General features: G+C 67.4%; 13 protein-coding genes. 6 read left to right on the forward strand and 7 right to left on the reverse strand.

Annotated elements, in window-relative coordinates; all coding sequences use genetic code 11:
* Positions 1 to 139: 139 nt before the first annotated feature.
* From ACTTAG_RS05530 to cobS, 3 genes are read right to left on the reverse strand one after another with little or no spacing between them, the layout of a single operon-like run.
* Positions 140 to 1,939, reverse strand: coding sequence for an aminopeptidase P family protein (locus ACTTAG_RS05530; protein WP_444464534.1), 1,800 nt, complete (start codon positions 1,937 to 1,939; stop codon positions 140 to 142).
* A 6-nt stretch (positions 1,940 to 1,945) separates the two neighbouring features.
* Entirely contained in the window at positions 1,946 to 3,820 is a 1,875-nt protein-coding gene (cobT, locus tag ACTTAG_RS05535) for a cobaltochelatase subunit CobT (protein WP_444464535.1), read from the reverse strand.
* Between the two features lie 9 nt (positions 3,821 to 3,829).
* Positions 3,830 to 4,804, reverse strand: coding sequence for a cobaltochelatase subunit CobS (gene cobS, locus ACTTAG_RS05540; protein ID WP_444464536.1), 975 nt, complete (start codon positions 4,802 to 4,804; stop codon positions 3,830 to 3,832).
* Positions 4,805 to 4,957: 153 nt separating this feature from the next.
* Here cobS and ACTTAG_RS05545 point away from each other — a divergent pair, with 153 nt between their 5' ends.
* Together ACTTAG_RS05545 and ACTTAG_RS05550 are read left to right on the forward strand one after the other, a co-directional pair.
* Positions 4,958 to 5,329 carry a DUF4177 domain-containing protein gene (locus tag ACTTAG_RS05545; RefSeq protein ID WP_444464537.1) on the forward strand — a complete coding sequence of 124 codons (372 nt, stop codon included), beginning with the start codon at positions 4,958 to 4,960 and terminating at the stop codon, positions 5,327 to 5,329.
* A 137-nt stretch (positions 5,330 to 5,466) separates the two neighbouring features.
* Positions 5,467 to 6,090: a J domain-containing protein gene (locus ACTTAG_RS05550; protein WP_013066582.1), complete on the forward strand. Its 624-nt coding sequence runs from the start codon at positions 5,467 to 5,469 to the stop codon at positions 6,088 to 6,090.
* Positions 6,091 to 6,222: 132 nt separating this feature from the next.
* Here the strand turns inward: ACTTAG_RS05550 and ACTTAG_RS05555 are convergent, their stop codons facing one another.
* Positions 6,223 to 7,143: a manganese-dependent inorganic pyrophosphatase gene (locus ACTTAG_RS05555; protein WP_444464538.1), complete on the reverse strand. Its 921-nt coding sequence runs from the start codon at positions 7,141 to 7,143 to the stop codon at positions 6,223 to 6,225.
* Between the two features lie 255 nt (positions 7,144 to 7,398).
* Here ACTTAG_RS05555 and groES point away from each other — a divergent pair, with 255 nt between their 5' ends.
* Together groES and groL are read left to right on the forward strand one after the other, a co-directional pair.
* Complete coding sequence (gene groES, locus ACTTAG_RS05560) at positions 7,399 to 7,686, forward strand: co-chaperone GroES (protein WP_444464539.1); 288 nt, start codon at positions 7,399 to 7,401, stop codon at positions 7,684 to 7,686.
* Between the two features lie 48 nt (positions 7,687 to 7,734).
* A complete protein-coding gene (gene groL / locus ACTTAG_RS05565; RefSeq protein ID WP_444464540.1) occupies positions 7,735 to 9,372 on the forward strand; it encodes a chaperonin GroEL in 1,638 nt (545 codons plus the stop codon).
* A gap of 51 nt (positions 9,373 to 9,423) precedes the next feature.
* Here groL and ACTTAG_RS05570 read toward each other — a convergent pair whose 3' ends face one another.
* Positions 9,424 to 9,837, reverse strand: coding sequence for a c-type cytochrome (locus ACTTAG_RS05570; RefSeq protein ID WP_444464541.1), 414 nt, complete (start codon positions 9,835 to 9,837; stop codon positions 9,424 to 9,426).
* 188 nt (positions 9,838 to 10,025) lie between these two features.
* On the opposite strand from ACTTAG_RS05570, the gene ACTTAG_RS05575 reads away from it, so the two are divergent.
* Positions 10,026 to 12,593 carry a Hint domain-containing protein gene (locus ACTTAG_RS05575; protein WP_444464542.1) on the forward strand — a complete coding sequence of 856 codons (2,568 nt, stop codon included), beginning with the start codon at positions 10,026 to 10,028 and terminating at the stop codon, positions 12,591 to 12,593.
* 499 nt (positions 12,594 to 13,092) lie between these two features.
* Here ACTTAG_RS05575 and ACTTAG_RS05580 read toward each other — a convergent pair whose 3' ends face one another.
* Positions 13,093 to 13,836, reverse strand: a complete 744-nt coding sequence (locus ACTTAG_RS05580; RefSeq protein ID WP_444464543.1) for a helix-turn-helix transcriptional regulator — start codon at positions 13,834 to 13,836, stop codon at positions 13,093 to 13,095.
* Between the two features lie 191 nt (positions 13,837 to 14,027).
* On the reverse strand, positions 14,028 to 16,862 hold the full coding sequence (locus ACTTAG_RS05585; protein ID WP_444464544.1) for a sensor domain-containing protein: 2,835 nt from the start codon (positions 16,860 to 16,862) through the stop codon (positions 14,028 to 14,030).
* Positions 16,863 to 17,219: 357 nt separating this feature from the next.
* Here ACTTAG_RS05585 and ACTTAG_RS05590 point away from each other — a divergent pair, with 357 nt between their 5' ends.
* Positions 17,220 to 19,547: a methyl-accepting chemotaxis protein gene (locus ACTTAG_RS05590; protein ID WP_444464545.1), complete on the forward strand. Its 2,328-nt coding sequence runs from the start codon at positions 17,220 to 17,222 to the stop codon at positions 19,545 to 19,547.
* Positions 19,548 to 19,561: the final 14 nt, after the last annotated feature.

Raw genomic sequence — 19,561 nt, forward strand, 5'->3', positions numbered from 1 at the left:
CTGCGCGCCCCCTCTTGCCTGCGGCAATTCACCCCCGCGGCGTATTTTGCCAAGGAAAACCAAGGGCTGTTTTCACCTTGGGGCAAATATCCCGGGGGGAGTCCCGCAGGGACGGGGGGCAGAGCCCCCCTTTTCGCCCTTAGAGCGGGGCGCAGGCCGTGCTCAGCCAGTCCCGCGCGGCCGGGCCCACAAGCGGGCCGATCCGGTCCAGAACGCCCGCATGATAGCTGTCGATCCAGGCGCGTTCGGGCCGCGACAGCAGCTCCACGACGATCAGGCGGCGGTCGATCGGCACCCAGGTCAGGGTCTCGAACGCCAGATGATCGCGGCCGTCGCCGATCTTCGGGGCCTCGGTCACCAGGATCAGGTTCTCGATCCGGATCCCCCACTGGCCTTCGCGGTAATGGCCGGGTTCGTTCGACAGGATCATGCCCGGCGCAAGGGCCACGTCGGAGATGCGCGAGATCCGCGCCGGGCCTTCGTGCACGCAAAGCGCCGCGCCGACGCCGTGGCCCGTGCCGTGGTCGTAATCCATCCCCGCCTGCCAGAGCGCCACCCGCGCCAGCGCGTCCAGGTCGCGCCCGGCCAGACCGCGCGGGAAACGGGCGCGGGAAATCGCGATCATGCCTTGCAGCACGCGGGTAAAGGCCTCGGCCGCGCCCTCGGGCACGGGGCCCACGGCGAGGGTGCGGGTGATGTCGGTGGTGCCGTCGGGGTATTGCGCGCCGGAGTCGATCAGCAAGAGTTCCCCGGGGCTGACGCGGCGGTTCGTCGCCTCGGTCACGCGGTAATGCACGATGGCGCCATTCGGCCCGGCGCCGCAGATCGTGTCGAAGCTGATGTCCAGAAGCTGCCCCGTGGCGCGGCGGTGCTGTTCCAGCCGCGTGACCACGTCGATTTCGGTCAGCTTGCCCTTCGGCGCCTCGGTGTCGAGCCAGCACAGGAACTCGACCACCGCCGCGCCGTCGCGCAGATGGGCGACGCGCATCCCGGCCACCTCGGCGGCGGTCTTGCGGGCCTTGGGCGCGATGCAGGGGTCTTCGGCCCAAAGAACGGCTGTGCCGGCCTCTTCCAGCTCGCGGCCGACCTGATGCGGCGCCGAGGCGGGATCGACCAGAACCGGCCCGGGCAGGCTGCGCAGCGCGGCGTCAAAGGCCGGGACCGGGCGCAACGTCACCTCGTTGCCCAGATGGGCGCGGACCTCGGGCGGGAATTTCGCGGCTTCGGCGTAAAGCGTCAGATGGCCATTGGCCTGCAGCACCGCAAAGGCCTGCACCACCGGGTTGCGCGGAATGTCGGCGCCGCGGATGTTCAGCGCCCAGGCGATGGAATCGGGCAGCGTCAGCACCGCCGCCTGTGCGCCCTGTTTTGCCAGCGCCGCCGCCAGACGGGCACGCTTTTCCGCGCTGCTCTCTCCGGCGACGTCCAGCGGATGCACGCGGGCGGGCGCGCAGGGCGGGGCCGGGCGGTCGGTCCAGATCGCGTCGATCAGGTTCGCCGTCTCGACCAGCTCCACGCCCGAGCCATCGAGCGCCTTGCGCAGATCCTCCACCTCCTTGCGGGTATGCAGCCAGGGGTCGAAGCCGATCCGCCCGCCTTCGGGCAGGTGCTCCAGCAGCCAGGGACCGGCCTTCACCTCGGGCCAGGGGACGGGGGTGAAGGCGGTCAGGTCGACCTCGGATTTCACCTGCACCCGGTAGCGGCCGTCGATGAAGACCCCGGCGATCTCGGGCAGAACGAGGCAGAACCCGGCCGAGCCGGTGAAGCCGGTCAGCCAGCCCAGCCGCGCGTCGCTCTCGGCGACATATTCGCCCTGATGCACGTCGGCGCGCGGGATCAGGAAGCCGGTCAGCCCGGCGCCGCGGATCGCCTGCCGCAGCGCTGCCAGCCGCGCCGGGCCGTTCGCGCGGGTCGAGCGGGTGGTGAAATCCTGAAACATGCCCGCTTACCCCGTTTTCTTCATCCCCAGCACCCGGGCCCGCGCCCGCGGATCGCTGTCGAACAGCGCCGCCAGCTGTTCGGTCATCGCGCCCGCCAGCTGCTCGACATCGGTGATGGTGACGGCGCGCGAATAATAGCGCGTCACGTCATGGCCGATGCCGATGGCCAGAAGCTCCACCGCGCGGCGGCGTTCCACCATCGCGATCACGTCGCGCAGGTGTTTTTCCAGATAAATCGCGGGGTTGACCGAAAGCGTGGAATCATCGACCGGGGCGCCATCGGAAATCACCATCAGGATTTTCCGCGCCTCGGGCCGCGCCATCGACCGCTTCCACGCCCATTCCAGCGCCTCGCCGTCGATGTTTTCCTTGAGCAGGCCTTCCTTCATCATCAGGCCCAGGTTCGCGCGCACCCGCCGCCACGGCGCATCGGCGGATTTGTAGATGATGTGGCGCAGGTCATTGAGCCGCCCCGGCCCCTGCGGGCGCCCCTCGGCCAGCCATTTCTCGCGCGATTGGCCGCCCTTCCAGGCCCGGGTGGTGAAGCCCAGAATCTCGACCTTGACCGAGCAGCGTTCGAGCGTGCGGGCCAGAACATCGGCGCAGATCGCGGCGATGGAAATCGGCCGCCCCCGCATCGAGCCCGAGTTGTCGAGCAGAAGCGTCACGCAGGTGTCGCGGAATTCGGTGTCCTTTTCGACCTTGAAGGACAAGGGCGTCGTCGGGTTCGCCACGACGCGGGCGAGCCGCCCGGCATCGAGTGTGCCTTCTTCGCGGTCGAATTCCCAAGAACGGTTCTGCTGCGCCTGCAGGCGGCGCTGCAGCTTGTTCGCCAGCCGCGCCACCGCGCCTTTCAGCGGTTCCAGCTGCGTGTCCAGATAGGCGCGCAGCCGTTCCAGTTCGGCCGTTTCCGCCAGATCCTCGGCGCGGATTTCCTCGTCGAATTCCGTTGTAAAGACGGTGTAATTCGGATCGGCATTCGAATGCGGCGCGGGCGGCGGCGGCTCTTGCGGCGCGTCGGCCTGCGGCATGTCCAGCTCTTCGCCGGTCTCGTCCTCGGCCAGATCGTCCTGGCTGACGGTGGTCTGGCGCTGATCCTGCTGCTGGTCCTGACTTTGCTCGGGGCTCGCCTCGCCGTCGTCGTCCTGCTGGTCCTGATCCGAGCGGTTGTCCTGATCGGCTTCGGGGTCTTCCTCGCTCTCCTGATCGGCCTCGTCGTTTTGCTGCGCGTCGGGATCGTCGCCCAGCTGATCGCCATAGCCCAGATCGGCAATCACCTTGCGCGCAAGGCGGGCAAATTCGGCCTGATCGGAAAGCGCCGCCTCGATGCCCTGAAAGTCTTCGCCCGCCTGATCCTCAAGGAAACCGCGCCAGAGGTCGAGCACATGGTTCGCGGCCTGCGGCAGCTTCCGCCCCGTCGCCATTTCGCGCACCATGTAGCCCGCGGCGACGGCCAAGGGCGCCTCGGCCTGGGTGCGGATCTGGCCATAGCCCTTTCGCTCGGCCTCATGGCCGATCTTGAAGTCGATATTGGTCAGCGTGCCGGGCATGTCGCGCGCGCCCAAAGCCTCGCAGCGCGCGGTTTCCATCGCCTCGTAAAGCGATTTCGCCATGTCGCCCGAGGGCGCATAACGCGCCGCCACGGCCGTATCGTGGTGGCGCTGGCGCAGGGCGAGGGCATCGCCGGTGCCGCGCGCCATCATGATCTCGTCGCGGGTCATCCGGCGCGAAACCTGCGGCAGCCGCATCTGATCGCCCGCGACGCCGGGCGGATCGACGCTGAAACTGATGCTCAGGTCGGGCGCATCGGCGAGCGTGCGTGTGGCCTCGGCCAGAGCCTTCTTGAACGGATCGGCGGGGTTGTCACTGGGCTTCGTCATCGCCCCCCCTTAACGCCCCGCGATGACGGCGGCGCTTTCGGGCAGTTCCTCGTCGAACAGGCGCTGGTAGAACTCGGCCACGGTGGCGCGTTCGAGTTCATCGCATTTGTTCAGGAAGGTCAGCCGGAAGGCATAGCCCACGTTGCGGAAGATGTCGGCGTTCTGCGCCCAGGCAATGACGGTCCGGGGCGACATCACCGTGGACAGGTTCCCGGCCATGAAGGCGGTCCGGGTCAGATCGGCCACGGTCACCATGCGGTTGATCGTCTGGCGGCCCTTTTCGGTGTTGTAATGCGGCACCTTGGACAGGACGATCGCGGCCTCGGCGTCGTGGGACAGGTAGTTCAGCGTGGCGACCAGCGACCAGCGGTCCATCTGGCCCTGGTTGATCTGTTGCGTGCCGTGATAAAGCCCGGTCGTGTCGCCCAGACCCACGGTGTTTGCGGTGGCGAAGAGCCGGAAATAGGGGTTCGGCGTGATCACCTCGTTCTGGTCCAGAAGCGTCAGCTTGCCGTCGGCCTCCAGAACGCGCTGGATCACGAACATCACATCGGCCCGGCCCGCGTCGTATTCATCGAAGACGATCGCAGTCGGGTTGCGCAAGGCCCAGGGAAGAATCCCCTCGTGGAAGACCGTGACCTGCTTGCCGTCAACAAGCTTGATCGCATCCTTGCCGATCAGGTCGATACGCGAGACGTGGCTGTCAAGGTTCACCCGCACGCAGGGCCAATTCAGCCGCGCCGCCACCTGCTCGATATGGGTCGATTTGCCGGTGCCGTGATAGCCCTGGATCATCACGCGGCGGTTGTAGGCGAAACCGGCCAGAATCGCCATCGTCGTGTCGGGATCGAATTTGTAGGTCGGGTCCAGATCCGGCACGCGCTCTGTGCGCTCGGCGAACGCCTTCACCTTCATGTCGCTGTCGAGGCCGAAGACCTCGCGCAGGTCGATTTCCTCGGTGGGCTTGGCGGTCTGGTCGAGCATCGGGCGTCCTTTCGTGCAATGGCCCAATTTGTGGCCCAATGGGCAGGGCGGCGCAAGAGGCGGATTGTGCCGGAAACAAGGGCCCCGTTCACCCCTTCGTTGCTTGACCGGCGCGGCGCAAGGCGTATCAGTGCGCGCAAAACGAGGTGCGCCATGCAGCTTTACGAATACAAGGTCGTTCCCGCGCCGGTGCGGGGCGAAAAGGACCGCGGGCTGAAGACCGGGGCCGAGCGTTTTGCCCATGCCTTGGGCGAGGTGATGAACGATCTGGCGCGCGAGGGCTGGGAATATTGGCGCGCCGAGACGCTTCCGGCCGAGGAACGGGCGGGGCTCGCCTCGAAGGTGACGGTGATCCATCATCTTTTGGTGTTTCGCCGGGCGCTGCCCGAGGAAGAGCTTGAGGACGGGGCCGACGACGACACGGGCGAGCTGACCTTTTCGACCGAGCGGCGCAACCGGCTGACCGCCTTTGCCCCCGAGGGGCGGGCGCCGCGTCTGGGCCCGGCGGCGGACGAGACCTTCTGAATGCGACGCAGGGGCAGCTTGCCCCTTGGCTTGGCGGGGAAATGCTCTATCCTCTGCCCCCCGAGTCGGTCAGCGGACCCAGAAGCCGCACCGCAGCGAAACCCGGCCCCCTGATCTGGCCCCATGAGCAAGACCCGATGAGCAAGACCGACCCTTTCGGCTTCAATATTTCTGCCGCGGCCGACAAGAAAAGTCGGACCAAGGGCAAGCGCGGCATGTCCGGCGCCTTCGAAACCTCGACCCGGCAATGCGATCACCCCGATTGCAAGGAGCCGGGCCAGTATCGCGCGCCGAAAAGCCCGAAGGTGCTGGATGACTATTTCTGGTTCTGCAAGGACCATGTGCGGGAATACAACCTGCGCTGGAACTACTTTCAGGGCCAGTCCGACGAGGAATTCCAGCAGTTTCTGGACAATGCCAATGTCTGGGAACGGCCGACGAAACCCTTTGGCCGCTCGAAAGAGGAAAAGGGCTGGGCGCGGCACGGCATCACCGACCCGATGGAGTTGCTCGGCGCCAATGCGACGCAAAACCCGGGCCGCACCGTGGTCGGGCGCAAGCTGCCGCCGACCGAGCGGCGCGCGCTTGAGCTTCTCGATGCCAAGGACACGATGACGAAGACCGAGATCCGCGGCTGCTACAAGGCGCTGATCAAGGTGCTGCATCCCGACATGAACGGCGGCGACCGCAGCCAGGAAGAGATGCTGCAACAGGTGGTCTGGGCCTGGGATCAGATCAAAGACAGCCGCAACTTCAAATGAGCGGCGCCCGGGGGCGGGGCCTGAAACGGAACTGCCCCGGACATGAAACGCCCCGGAAACGAAACGGCAAAATGAAACGGGGGGGCAAGCCCCCCCGCGACAGGCCCGGTAACCGGGCGATTTGCGGTCCGATCAGACCTTCAGCGCCGGGATGATCTGCTTTTTCCGGCTCATGATGCCCGGCAGAACCACGGTGTCGCCGGTCACGGTGCAGGGGAAGCTGGCTTCCGCGATGCGCTTGACGAAATCGTTCGGCACCAGCAGCGTCGCTTCTTCCTTCAGGATGTCGACGACGAACAGCAGCACCTGATCGGCGCCGTCTTCTTTCGCCACATCGACCATCGAGGCCATCAGGCTGTCCTTGCGGTCCAGGATCAGCTTCGGCGCGGTGGTTTCCAGCACCGAAACGCGCAGCTCCTTGCCGTCGACGGTGTATTCTTTCGAATCCATGCGCAGCAGTTCCGCGTCCGAGAACTCCGACACGTCCGACTTGGCTTCGAACATCGCTGTGGCCAGTTCGTTGATCGACACGCCCAGATCGGCGGCCAGTTTTTCGCAGACGGCCTTGTCATGCGCGGTGGTGGTGGGGCTGCGGAATTCCAGCGTGTCCGACAGGATGCACGAGAGCATCGCGCCCTTGATGCCGCGCGGGGCTTTTGCCACGGCCTCGCCCATCAGGTCGAACATGATCGTCGCGGTGCAGGCCAGCGGACGGATGGTGATGTCGATCGGGCCCTTGGTTTCCAGACCGCCGACCAGCTTGTGGTGGTCGATGATGGCCAGGATGTCGGCCTTGTTGATGCCCTCGGGCAATTCGGCCGGGTTGTTGGTGTCGACGATGACGACCTTTTCACCGGCATCGACGCCCGCGATGATCTCGGGTTTCGGCAGATCCCAGTGTTTCAGCACGAAGGCGGCTTCGGTGTTGGGCTCGCCCAGCAGCACCGGCTTGGCGGGCTGGCCCAGCACGTCGTTGAGATACCAGGCCCAGATGATCGGCGAGCCGGTCGAGTCGGTGTCGGGGGATTTGTGGCCGAAAACCTTGATGGTCATGCGTTCCTCGGGGGGTTGGATGGGGGGGGTTGGATGGGATTTCGGCGCCTTATAGGGCTTGCGCCCCGGCTTGTCACGTCTTGGACGCGCCATTTTGCACCTGCAGCATCACGCGCGCGTGATCGCGGGCGGCGCAAATTTTTCCGATCCCGGGTGTTGACAGGGCAGGGGGGCGATGACTAACTCCCCTGCCGTTAGCACTCGCCACCCGTGAGTGCTGAAAGCATCAACCTGGAACCTTAGGGAGTGACCCAGATGGCATTCAAACCGCTGCATGACCGCGTGCTGGTCAAACGCGTTCAAAGCGAAGAAAAAACCAAGGGCGGCCTGATCATCCCCGATACGGCGAAGGAAAAACCGGCCGAAGGCGAAGTCGTCGCCGTGGGCGCGGGTGCGCGCAAGGACAATGGCGAGCTGATCGCCCCCGCCGTCGCCGTGGGCGACCGCATCCTGTTCGGCAAATGGTCGGGCACGGAAGTGACGCTCGATGGCGTCGAAATGCTGATCATGAAAGAGTCGGACATCATGGGGATCATCTCGTAATCGACGAGAAGACCCTGATCCCCAACGATATTTGAAGGAGCCGAAAGAATGGCAGCCAAAGAAGTCAAATTCTCGACCGACGCCCGCGACCGGATGCTGAAAGGCGTCAACATCCTGGCCGATGCGGTCAAGGTCACGCTCGGCCCGAAAGGCCGCAACGTGGTCATCGAAAAGTCCTTCGGGGCCCCGCGCATCACCAAGGACGGTGTTTCGGTCGCCAAGGAAATCGAACTGGCCGACAAGTTCGAAAACATGGGCGCGCAGATGGTGAAGGAAGTCGCTTCCCGCACCAACGACGAAGCCGGTGACGGCACCACCACCGCGACCGTTCTGGCGCAAGCCATCGTGCGCGAAGGCATGAAAGCCGTCGCCGCGGGCATGAACCCGATGGATCTGAAGCGCGGCGTCGACATGGCCACCGCCAAGGTCGTCGAAGCGATCAAGGCCGCCGCCCGCCCGGTGAAAGACAGCGACGAAGTCGCGCAAGTCGGCACCATCTCGGCCAACGGCGAAGCCCAGATCGGCCGCTTCATCGCCGACGCGATGCAGAAAGTCGGCAACGAGGGTGTGATCACCGTCGAAGAAAACAAGGGCATGGACACCGAGGTTGAAGTCGTCGAAGGGATGCAGTTCGACCGCGGCTACCTGAGCCCCTATTTCGTGACCAACCCCGACAAGATGGTCGCCGATCTGGAAGACGCCTACATCCTGCTGCACGAGAAGAAACTCTCGTCGCTGCAGCCGATGGTCCCGCTGCTGGAAGCCGTGATCCAGTCGACCCGTCCGCTGATCATCGTTGCGGAAGATGTCGAAGGCGAAGCTCTGGCGACCCTCGTGGTCAACAAGCTGCGTGGCGGGCTGAAGATCGCCGCCGTCAAGGCCCCGGGCTTCGGCGATCGTCGCAAGGCGATGCTGCAGGACATCGCGATCCTGACCGGCGGTCAGGTGATCTCGGACGATCTGGGCATGAAGCTGGAAAACGTCACGCTCGACATGCTCGGCCGTGCGAAGAAGGTCACGATCTCGAAAGAGAACACCACGATCGTCGACGGTCATGGCGACAAGGCGGAAATCGCTGCCCGCGTTTCGCAAATCCGCACCCAGATCGAGGAAACCACCTCGGACTACGACCGTGAGAAGCTGCAAGAGCGCGTCGCCAAACTGGCGGGCGGCGTTGCGGTGATCCGCGTCGGCGGCATGACCGAAGTCGAAGTGAAAGAGCGCAAGGACCGTGTGGACGACGCGCTGAACGCGACCCGTGCGGCCGTGCAGGAAGGCATCATCGTCGGCGGTGGCGTGGCTCTGGTGCAGGCGGCGAAGAAGCTGCATGACCTGACCGGCGCCAACTCGGATCAGGATGCGGGCATCTCGATCGTGCGTCGCGCGCTGGAAGCGCCGCTGCGTCAGATCGCCGAAAACGCGGGCGTCGATGGCGCCGTTGTCGCGGGCAAGGTGCGTGAATCGACCGACCCGGCCTTCGGCTTCAACGCCCAGACCGAAGAATATGGCGACATGTTCGGTTTCGGCGTCATCGACCCGGCGAAAGTGACCCGCACCGCGCTGGAAGATGCGGCCTCGATCGCCGGTCTGCTGATCACCACCGAATGCATGATCGCCGAGAAGCCCGAGCCGAAAGCGGCCCCGGCCGGCGGCATGGGCGGCATGGGCGGCATGGACATGATGTAATCTTTCCCGCAGGGAAAGACCGAAGGGCGCCCGCAAGGGCGCCCTTTTTCGTCATTGCTGCATGGATTTGATATATTCCATCAGCCGCACCAGCCGGATGGGCGTCGGGGTCTGGATGCCGTCGCCACTGTCGTAAAGCACCACCGGCCCGTCGAGCAGCGCCTCGAAGGGCGGCATGTCGCCCGCCTCGGCCCCGATCATCTCGCCATGTTCGCGGTGGCCGACGATCTTCGACATCACCCGCGCCCCGGGGAAGTTGCCGTCGTTCATCATCGTCAGATCGGCCAGCGACACCGGATGCAGCTTCAATTCCTGCGCGATCGGGCCCGGCTCGCCGCCCGCGCCGTGGCAGCCCGCGCAATAGTCGGCGTAATCCCGCGAGGCCGCGGGCGCGCCCAGATCAACCGGCCCGCCACAGGCCACCAGCGCCATCGCCCCCGCACATCCGATCAGTATCGCACGCATCGCACACCTCCCTTTTGATCCAGTCAATCACGCCGCGCCGCCGCGCGCCCTGATTCAGCGCAACTTCGCCCCGCCTTCCGGTCCGCTGCAACATCTAAAATGCGGGGCAGTTATGCCTTTGAATTCAGGAATCATTCGCCTAACCGTGCGATCCTTGCCGACAGGCGGTGGTGCGCAGCGGGGCAGAGGTGACGAGCTACACCTTCACGGGATACAATTTCTCCGACTATGTGCCGGTGAGTGGCGCGCCCGCGGTGGGCGCGACCTTCCGCATCCGCTCGACCTTCAGCGCCCCCACCGATGCGATCACCTTCACCGTCACCGATGACGATTCCACCCTGTCGGGCGCGGCGGGCAGCAGCCTTGATGCCAGCCTGCAGACCGGCACCGTCACCAATGCCGCGGGCACGACGCTCTATTCGGGCCCGCTGCGCGTCGGCTGGGAGGCGACCTTCACCCTGCCCGACGGCACCACCTTGCATGTCTGGGACGTCTGGAGCGGCACCAGCGGCGGCAGCCGCATCGGGCTGATCGCCGACGGGGAAATTCCGCCCGGCGTGACCTTCCAGATCACCACCTATGTCGAGACGACCGCCACGGGCTCCTGGCCGCTTTATGCCGCGATCGACGCGCCCGCGACCGATTCCGCGCTGGCGCAGACGATCACCGGCGGCACGCTGGCGGATTCGCTTTACGGCGGGGCGGGCAATGACACCGCTACCGGCGGGGCGGGCAATGACACCATCGACATGGGCGATGGCAACGACAGTTTCGGCTCCTATGCGACCGAGGCGGGGGCCGACAGCATCCACGGCGGCGCGGGTAACGACAGCCTGAACGGGGGGGGCGACAACGACCAGATCTGGGGCGACGAGGGCAACGACACGCTGACCGGCGGGGTGGGCGATGACACCCTGATCGGCGGCGCCGGGGATGATCTTTTCATCATCGTCGATGACCACAATTACGACAATGTCGACGGCGGCACCGACTTCGACTGGATCGGCTTTGGCAACTACACCTCGACCCAGGGCGTGGTCGTCAGCTTCAGCGGCAGCGATTCCGGCACTTGGGATTTCGTCGGCACGACCGGCGCGGGCGTCTTCAATACCGTCGAGGGGATTTCGGGCACCGATTACGCCGATACGATCAACGCCAGCCTCGATGCGAATGGCGCCTATCTGCTGGGCTGGGGCGGCAATGACCTGATCACCGGCGGCTCTGGCAATGACTCGCTCGAGGGCGGGGCGGGCAATGACACGATCTCGGGCGGCGGCGGCGCGGATTACATCTTCGTCCGCCGGAGCGACGGCACCGACCTGATCATCGGCGGCGAAACCGGCATCGACAGCGATTTCATCGCCTTCGACGCGACAGGCGCGCTGACCGGCGTCTCTGTCACCTTCTCGGGCAACGAGGCGGGCAGTTACAGCTTTTCGGGCGGCGGCTCGGGCAGCTTCACCCAGATCGAATGGATCCAGGGCTCGACACTTTCCGACACGGTGAACGCGGCCGCGACCACGGGCGGCGTGACGGTGAACGGCGGCACCGGCGATGACAGCCTGACCGGCGGCAGCGGCGCCGATCATCTGGTGGGGGATGCGGGCAACGACACGCTGACCGGCGGGGGCGGCGCCGACACGCTTTCGGGCGGCGAGGGCGACGATTGCGTCTCGGGGGGCTTGGGCGACGATCTGCTGACCGGCTGGACCGGCAATGACACGCTTTCGGGGGGCGCGGGCAACGATTATCTGAACGCGATTTCGGGCGCCAACCGGCTTGATGGCGGCGATGGCGCCGACACGGTCATCGGCGGCTCCGACAATGACACGCTGATCGGCGGGCTGGGCAATGACAGCCTGACCAGCGGCACCGGCTTTGACGAGATCGTGCTGGGCGCGGGCGGCGGCACCGACACGCTGAGCGATTTCGATTTCACCCCGAACGGCTGGCAGACGACCGACCAGCTTGACACCTCGGGGCTGACCGGCGGCAGCGGCCCGGGCGGGCAGGTCATCGCGCGCGACGTGGTGGTGGGCGTCGATCCGCAGGGCTTTGCGGTGCTGACCTTCCCCTCGGGCGAGCAGCTGGTGCTGACCGGGGTCAGCCCCTCCAGCGTCAGTTCGGTGGCGCAGCTGCATGCGATGGGGGTGCCCTGTTATGCGGCGGGCACGCGGATCGACACCCCCGACGGCCCCCGCCCGATCGAGGCCATCGGGGCGGGCGATCTGGTGGTGACGCGCGATCACGGGGTGCAGCCGGTGCTGTGGCGGGCGCAGCGCCGGGTCAGCCCGGCCGAGATGGCGGCGCGGCCGGTGCTGCGCCCGGTCGAGCTGCGGGCAGGGGCCCTGGGCAATCTGCGGGCCTTGCGGCTTTCGGCGCAGCATGGCCTGGCTTGCGGCGGGGCGCTGGTCCGGGCCGCCCATCTGGCCGAGGCCGCCCCCGATCTGGCGCGGGCGCTGCCCGGCCGCGCGGCGATCGTTTATCACCATCTGCTGCTGCCCGCCCATGCGCTTTTGCGCGCCGAGGGGATCTGGGCGGAAAGCCTCTGGCCCGGGCCGATGGCCTGTGCCGCGCTCTCGCCCGGGGATCGTTGCGCGCTGCTGCGCCGCTTTCCGGCGCTGGCCCCGGGGCTTCTGGGTCTGGCCCCGGTCGAGCGGGCCTATGGCGGCCGCGCCCTGCCGCTGTTGCGCCGCCGCGAGGTGCTTGCGCTGGGCCTTGGCAGTGCCACCGCGCACCGGCGCCTGCCGGTCTGAACCCGGGGCTGCGGCGGCGCTGCCGCATCTGGGGCGGCAGCTTTGCCGCATGGGGATTTTTCCCCAGTGGAATCCGCGGGGGCGCTGTTGCTAAGACAGCTGCATCATCGGCACGGTCCGGTCTTTGCGGGGAGTGTTTCGGTATCTGTCAGCCCGGCCCGCCGCTGCTGCGGTGGTCGTCGCGCCCCGGCGCGGCGAAGTGGAGCGCCCCGCGCCACTGCCGATGGCCGACCTGTGAGCGGTGAGAGCACCCGCACAAGGCTGCACCATCCGCCCGACCGGGCGGCGGCGCAAGGGATGCGAGGCTCATCCCTCCTGTGCTGCTTCTGCCGATGCGACCATCGGGCAGGGCCGACGGATGCGAAAAAGTCATTGGTTAATCAACAGGGTCCCCGGAAAAGGCGATGGGGAGGAGCCACTCTCTCCGCCCCATCGCGGATGGCATAGCAAAGCCGGGCGGCGCGGGGAACTGGGGGAATTTCCCCATGTTGCCGATCGGCTACAAGGGCAGAAGCTGCAGCAGCACCGCCTTGGCCAGCGCCTGGTCGCGGGTGCGCGACTTCAGCTTCTTCTTGGCCGAGGCGATATGCTTTTCGAAGGTCTTTTCGGAAATCTTCAGCCGCCAGCAGATTTCGGCCGGGCGCAGCCCGCGGGCCAGCCAGCTCAGGCAGTCGATTTCGCGCGGGGAAAGGCGCACCAGCAGGTTCGTCCGGTCGCCCCGCACCGCCACGTCCAGCAGGTTCGAGGCCGCCGTCAGCAGCTCGCCCTCGCCCGCCCAGTGGCGGCGGAAGGCGGCGGTTTCGGGCGGCGTGTCGATCCACAGCCCCATGCCGGAAAAACCCAGCGGATTGCCGTCAAGCAGCAGCGAGGCGCCGCAGGTCATGCCCAGTTCGTGTTCCGTCTCGAACTGGCGGCGCTGCGCCGCGGGCAGCGTGGCCAGAAAGGGGCCGATCTCGTCGGGCAGCCATTCCACCATGCGCTGGCCATGGTCCATGGCGGTGATGGAATGGTCATTGTCGATCAGCGCCCCGACGCCGATCTCCCGTTCCCATTCGGGGCTGTAGGTATGGTGGTGAAACAGCCCCGCCGTATAGCCCAACTCGCCCACATCGCTGCGAAAGGCGCTGAAACCATAGAAAAATCCCTTCACCCCGTGATCGGCCGCAAAATCGCGGAAGCGGGCAAGCGGGTCGGGGTCGGTGTGCAGCGCCTCGGCCAGATCAAGCAGCAGATCGGACCTCATGCCGACCTCCGGCCGGGGGCGCAGCGGGCATGACGCGGGGGGCGGGCGGCGAAACGGGGCGACATCGGAACGAAACGGGACAGGTCCGGCAGGGTGGGGTTGTGCCCATCATCGCCACGCCCGCACAGATTGCAACGCGGAACTGCCCGCTGCGGCGAAGGCCCGCAGAGGGGCGGCGGTCGGGGCGGCAGTCAGGGCGCGGGGCGCAAGGCCGCCTCGGCGCTGGGGACCGGACCCGGATCGGCCTTGAAAAACCGCGCCTCGAAGGCGGCCTGCGGCAGCGGCCGCGCGAACAGATAGCCCTGCCCGAAATCGCAGCCAAGCGCGATCAGCGTCTGCAGCGCGGCTTCGGTTTCGATCCCCTCGGCCAGCGCGACGAAGCCGAATTTCTTCGCCAGACCGATGATCGCCTCGACGATCTGGCGGGCGTCGCCATCGGCCTCGATGCCGCGCACGAAACTGGCGTCGATCTTCAGCGTCGTCACCGGCATCCGGCGCAGATAGGTCAGGCTGGAATAGCCGGTGCCGAAATCGTCGATCGCCAGCGCAATCCCCATGGCGCGCAGCCGCTGCAGCGCCTCCATCGCGCCGGGAATGTCGACGGCCAGCTGATCCTCGGTCAGTTCGATCTGCAACCCGAAGGGCGGCGCGACATCGCCCGAGGTCTTCCAGCCCACCCGCACCAGCGCCGCATCGAGCACCTCGGCCCAGTCCTGCGCGGCAAGGCTTGAGGCGGTTTGGTTGATCGACAGCGTCCAGTCGGCATGGACCAGCCCCGCCCAGCGCCAGCGCGCCTGCACCGCCACCGCCCGGCGCAGCACCATCCGGTCGATCGCGGGCATCAGCCCGGCCTTGGCCGCGACCGGCAGGAACGCGCCCGGCATCACCAGCCCCTGCCCGGGCCGGTTCCAGCGCACCAGCGCCTCGCAGCCGCGCGGGCGCTTGTCATCCAGCGCGAAGATCGGCTGGAAATGCAGCTCGAACTCGTCGTTTTCCAGCGCGCTGACCAGCGCCATCCGGGTTTCCAGCTCGCGCAGCGCCTCGGCCCCCATCGAGGGTTCGTAGACCATCACCGCCCGGCGGTCCGATTTCGCCGCATACATCGCCAGATCGGAATTGCGCAAAAGCGCATCGCGGCTGTCGCCATGGCGGCCATAGCAGGCGATCCCCGCCGAGGCCGAGGGCCGGTAATTGTGCAGCCCCGGCAGATCCAGCGGCCGCGCCAGATGGTCGAGCAAGGCGCCCGCCCGCGCCCGCGCCGCCGCCTCGTCGGCATGGCCGATCAGCACCACGAATTCATCGCCGCCGATCCGCGCCGCCAGTTCGTTTTCGCCCAGAGCCGCGCGCAGCCGGTCGGCGATCACCGTCAGCAGCAGATCGCCCGTCTCGTGGCCAAGCGAGTCGTTCACCGACTTGAACTTGTTCAGATCCAGATACATCAGCGCAAAGGGCTGCCCCGCGCGCGAGGCGAAGCCGATCCAGTCGTCGATCCGTTCGGCCAAGAGGCGGCGGTTCGCCAGCCCGGTCAACTGGTCGAATTGCGCCATGCGCTGGTTGTCCGCCTGGGTCTGGCGCAGAAGCGTCAGATCGGCCAGCATCGCGACATGGCCCAGATTGGTGCCCTCGGCATCGGTCAGCCGGGTGATCCGCGCCCAGCAGGTCAGCTGGCGCGCGTCGCGGCTGGTCAGCGCCACCTCGCCCTGCCAGGCGCCCTCGACCAGCGCCGCCTGCAGCCAGGGCTCGGCCGCGTCCACCGCCTGTCCGGCCTGCCAGCGCGTGCCGTTGCGCGGCCGGATCAGCGCATCCAGCCGCAGCCCCGCCGTCCCCGCCAGCCCGAGGCCGCTCATCGTTTCGAAGGCCGGATTCGCCCGCACCACCCGCAGCCCCGGATCGGTGACCACGATCGCATCCGAGGATTGCTCGAACACCCGGTCGGCAAGCCGTTCCACCTCGCGGCTGTGCAGCTCCGCGGTGACGTCGCGGGACCGGGTGAAGACGCCGATCACCCCGCCGTCGCCGTCGAAGACCGGGCGGCGTTCCGTCAGCAGATGCACCGGGGCGGGCAGATCCGCCAGCCCCGCACCGCCTGGTTCCGCGCTGCCCGGCTCCGAACTGTCTGGCGCAGCGGGGATCGTCCGCGCCGCTTCCTCGACCACCATCGCGGTGCGTTTGGCGATCACCCCGGTTTCGAGCCCGTCCAGATGCCGCGCCAGCGCCGCATCCATGAACTGCGCCCGCCGCCGCCCCTGAATCTCGGCGGGGCTGCAGCCGAAGGGCTGGGCAAAGGCCCGGTTGGCGATCACCACCCGGCCGTCGGTATCGGTCAGCACGACCGGATCGGTGGTGCTTTCGATCAGGAAGCGCAGCAATTCGGGATTGCCCGCCGAAGCGCCGAACAGGGCGGGAAACAGCACCAGCCACCAGCTTGCCGCGGCCTCTTCCGGGGCAAGCGGGGCGCCCAGAACATGCGCGGTGAAGCTGTGCCGCAGCCCGTCCGCGCCGATGATCTGCAACCGCAGCGGCGCCGCGGGGCCGGTTTCGTCCGGGCCCGCCGCATGGGGCAGCCGGACCGCCGCATCCAGCGCCTGCGTCAGCGCCCGCATCTGCGCCCGCGCCAGCCGACCGCGCAGCAGCCCGGAATGATCGCCGCTGGCGTCGTCGCCCAGCAGCACCCGCGCCGCCGCGTTCCAGTCGAGGATGCGCAGCGCATGGCTCAGCCGCAGCACCGGCACCGGCAGGCGACGCAGCAGGTCGCCCGGGCTGTGCAGCCCGCCGTGGGCAGGATGCAGCGCCAGCTCCAGCGCCGCCGCCTGTTCGGCGCAGCTCACCCGCAGCCGGTCGAGCGCCGCCTGCACCTCGGCCCCGGCGCCGGTCCGTGCCAGGATCTCCGCCAGCGCCGCGAAGCGGTCGTCGATCTCCGCCAGCGGGTCGTTGACCGTCCCGGTGGCGGCCCGGCTTGGGTCCCGATGCCGCGGCGTCTTGGCCGGGCGGGCAGGGTCCGAAGGAGAGGATTGTTTCCAAATCATCGAAAGACGCTCCTTTGGCGTCCACAAAGAGAGGTTGGGCAGATATCTTTCCTGCCATCAAGGGCGAACTGCGCCGGTCTGTCAACTTTGCAGTTGCGGCGGGGGCGAATCTCTCGTCAGGGATGTGCTGGGACGGTCTGTCTGGCGGGTATTTCGGGCCGGGTCTGCCGCATTTTAGGCAATAAACGCTGCGCAAAACCGGCTTTTCCGACGCGGGGGCGGCACGGCCCGCGCACTTTTGCGAAAGATTAGGGAACTGGCCCCATGCTCGCCTTGGTTGCAAATGGGTGCATTCAGATGTCGGAAAACTCTCTCCCCCGGAATTCGCTGCGCCGCGTCATGGTGACGACGCTCGGCATGCCGGCCCTTCTCGCCCTTGTCTTCGGGTGTTTCCTGATCGTTGAACGCTGGACGGCGCTGGGCGATGCCCGGCAGGTGCAGCGGCTGATGGATCTGGCCGAGGCGGCGGCCGCGGTGGCGCATGGCCAGCAGCTTGAACGCGGCATGACCAGCCTGTTCCTGAACGGCACGGCGGCCGCGGTGCCCGACACGCTGATCGCGCAGCGCGCCAAGACCGATGCGGCGCGCGAGAGGCTGGTGGCGCGGGCCGGGAAGATCGGGCTTGACCGGGTGCCGCCGCAGGTGGCGGCGCTGATCACCGAGCTGTCGGGCGATTTCGAGCGCAGTGCCGCCCTGCGCGCCGCCGTCGATGATCGCAAGATCCCCGCGCCCGAGGCGATCGACTATTACACCGAAATGAATGCCGACGTGCTGCAACTGGTCGAGGTGGTGGCCAGTGCCAGCGCCGATGCGACGGTCAATGCCCGCATCACCTCCTATGCCGCCTTCATGACCGCCAAGGAACGGGCCGGGCTGGAACGCGCGCTGGGCTCGGGGGCGTTCCGCAAGGGCAGTTTCGACACCGCGACCTTGCTGGTGATGCGCGCGATGGTGGCCCAGCAGGAGCAGGCGTTCCAGTTCTTCGAGGCTTTCGCCTCGGCAGAGGATCGGGCCATGCTGACGCGCCTGAATGACTTGCCGGCGGCGGCCGAACTGGCGCGGATGCGCGACATCGCCTTTCGGTTTCCCGAGACGCAGGACGCTGGCGGGGTGACCGGAGAGGCCTTTTTCGCGGCGACGACGGCGCGGATCGAGGCGATGAAACAGCTGGAAACCGAGATCGGCGCCCATATCGCCGCGACGGCGGCGGCCCGGGCGCAGATGGCGCTGATCGGCTTTCTCGGGGTGGGGGGTCTTGTCGCGGCGGCGCTCCTCGTGTCGATGCTGACGGGGGCGCGGTCGGTGCTGCGGACCGAGGCGGATGTGGGCGCGCTGGTGCAGGCGGCGGAGGTGATGGCAGAGGGGCAGCTGGACGTGGACCTGCCCGCGCCGCGCCTGCGCGAGACGGCGCAGATGGGCCGTGCGCTTGACAGTTTCCGGATCAGCATTCTTGAAGGGCAGGAGATCGCCCGCAAGGCCGAGGAAGACCGCGAGGCGCATCGCCAGCAAGAGGCGCAGCGCGAGGCGGCGGCCCGGGCGGGCAAGGAAGCGCGGCTGGCGCGCGAGGCCGCGCAGGCGCAGCGGGACGCCGAGCGCGACCGGCAGATCGCCGCCGAGATTTCCGCGGTGGTGACGGCCTGTGCCGAGGGCGATTTCTCGCGCCGCATCCCGCTGGAGGACAAGGCGGGCGTGCTGGCCCAGATCTGCGCCGGGCTGAACCGGATCGGCGAGATCACCGATGCCGGCATCGCCGAGGTCAATGTCGCGCTGCGCCATCTGGCCGAGGGCGACCTGACCTATCGCCTGCACGACGGCTTCGTCGGGGTCTTTGCCGAAATGGCGCGCTCGGTCCAGGCGGCCAATGACAGCATCGCGCGCACCGTGCTGGCGATCGAGGCGGCTTCGGTGACGATCGACGGGTCGAGCAGCGAGATCAGCACCGCCGCCAATGATCTGGCGCGGCGCAGCGAACAGAATGCGGCGATGCTGGAACAGACCGCCTCGGCGCTGGAGGAAATGTCGGGCTCGATCGGCTCGATGGCGGGGATCGCCAATGACGCCAAGGACCGGATGCGCGAGATTTCCCTGCGCGCCGAAACCGGCAATGGCATCGCGGCGCGGGCGATGGAGGCGATGGAGAGCATCCGCCAATCCTCCGAACGGATCGAACGGGTGTTGCAGGTGATCGACGATATCGCCTTCCAGACCAATCTTCTGGCGCTGAACGCGGGGGTGGAAGCCGCGCGGGCGGGCGAGAGCGGGCGCGGCTTTGCCGTCGTCGCCTCGGAGGTGCGGGCGCTGGCGCAGCGCTCTTCCGAGGCCTCGCGCGAGATCGCGCAGATCATCGGCACGGCGACGCAGGATGTGGGCCGCGGGGTCGAGATGGTCGATCAGACGGCGGGGGCGCTGGGGCAGATCGTCGGCACGATCCGCGAGGCGCTGGAGCGGATCGAGCATATCGCGGGCGCGGTGGGCGAGACCGAGGTGGGCATCGCCGAAATCTCCAAGGCGACGAGCGAGCTGGACCGGGTGACACAGCAAAACGCCGCGATGTTCGAGGAAACCAATGCCGCGCTGGGCGCGCTGCGGATCGAGGCCGATGCGCTGGTGGCGAATGTGGCGCAGTTCCGAACCGAAAGCGACCCCGGCAACGGCGCGGCTGCGATGCCGGGGCGGGCCGCCTGAGCGGTCGCGGCCGG

Source organism: Rhodobacter capsulatus (genome assembly GCF_052363185.1).
GTDB classification, from domain to species: Bacteria; Pseudomonadota; Alphaproteobacteria; order Rhodobacterales; family Rhodobacteraceae; genus Rhodobacter; species Rhodobacter capsulatus_E.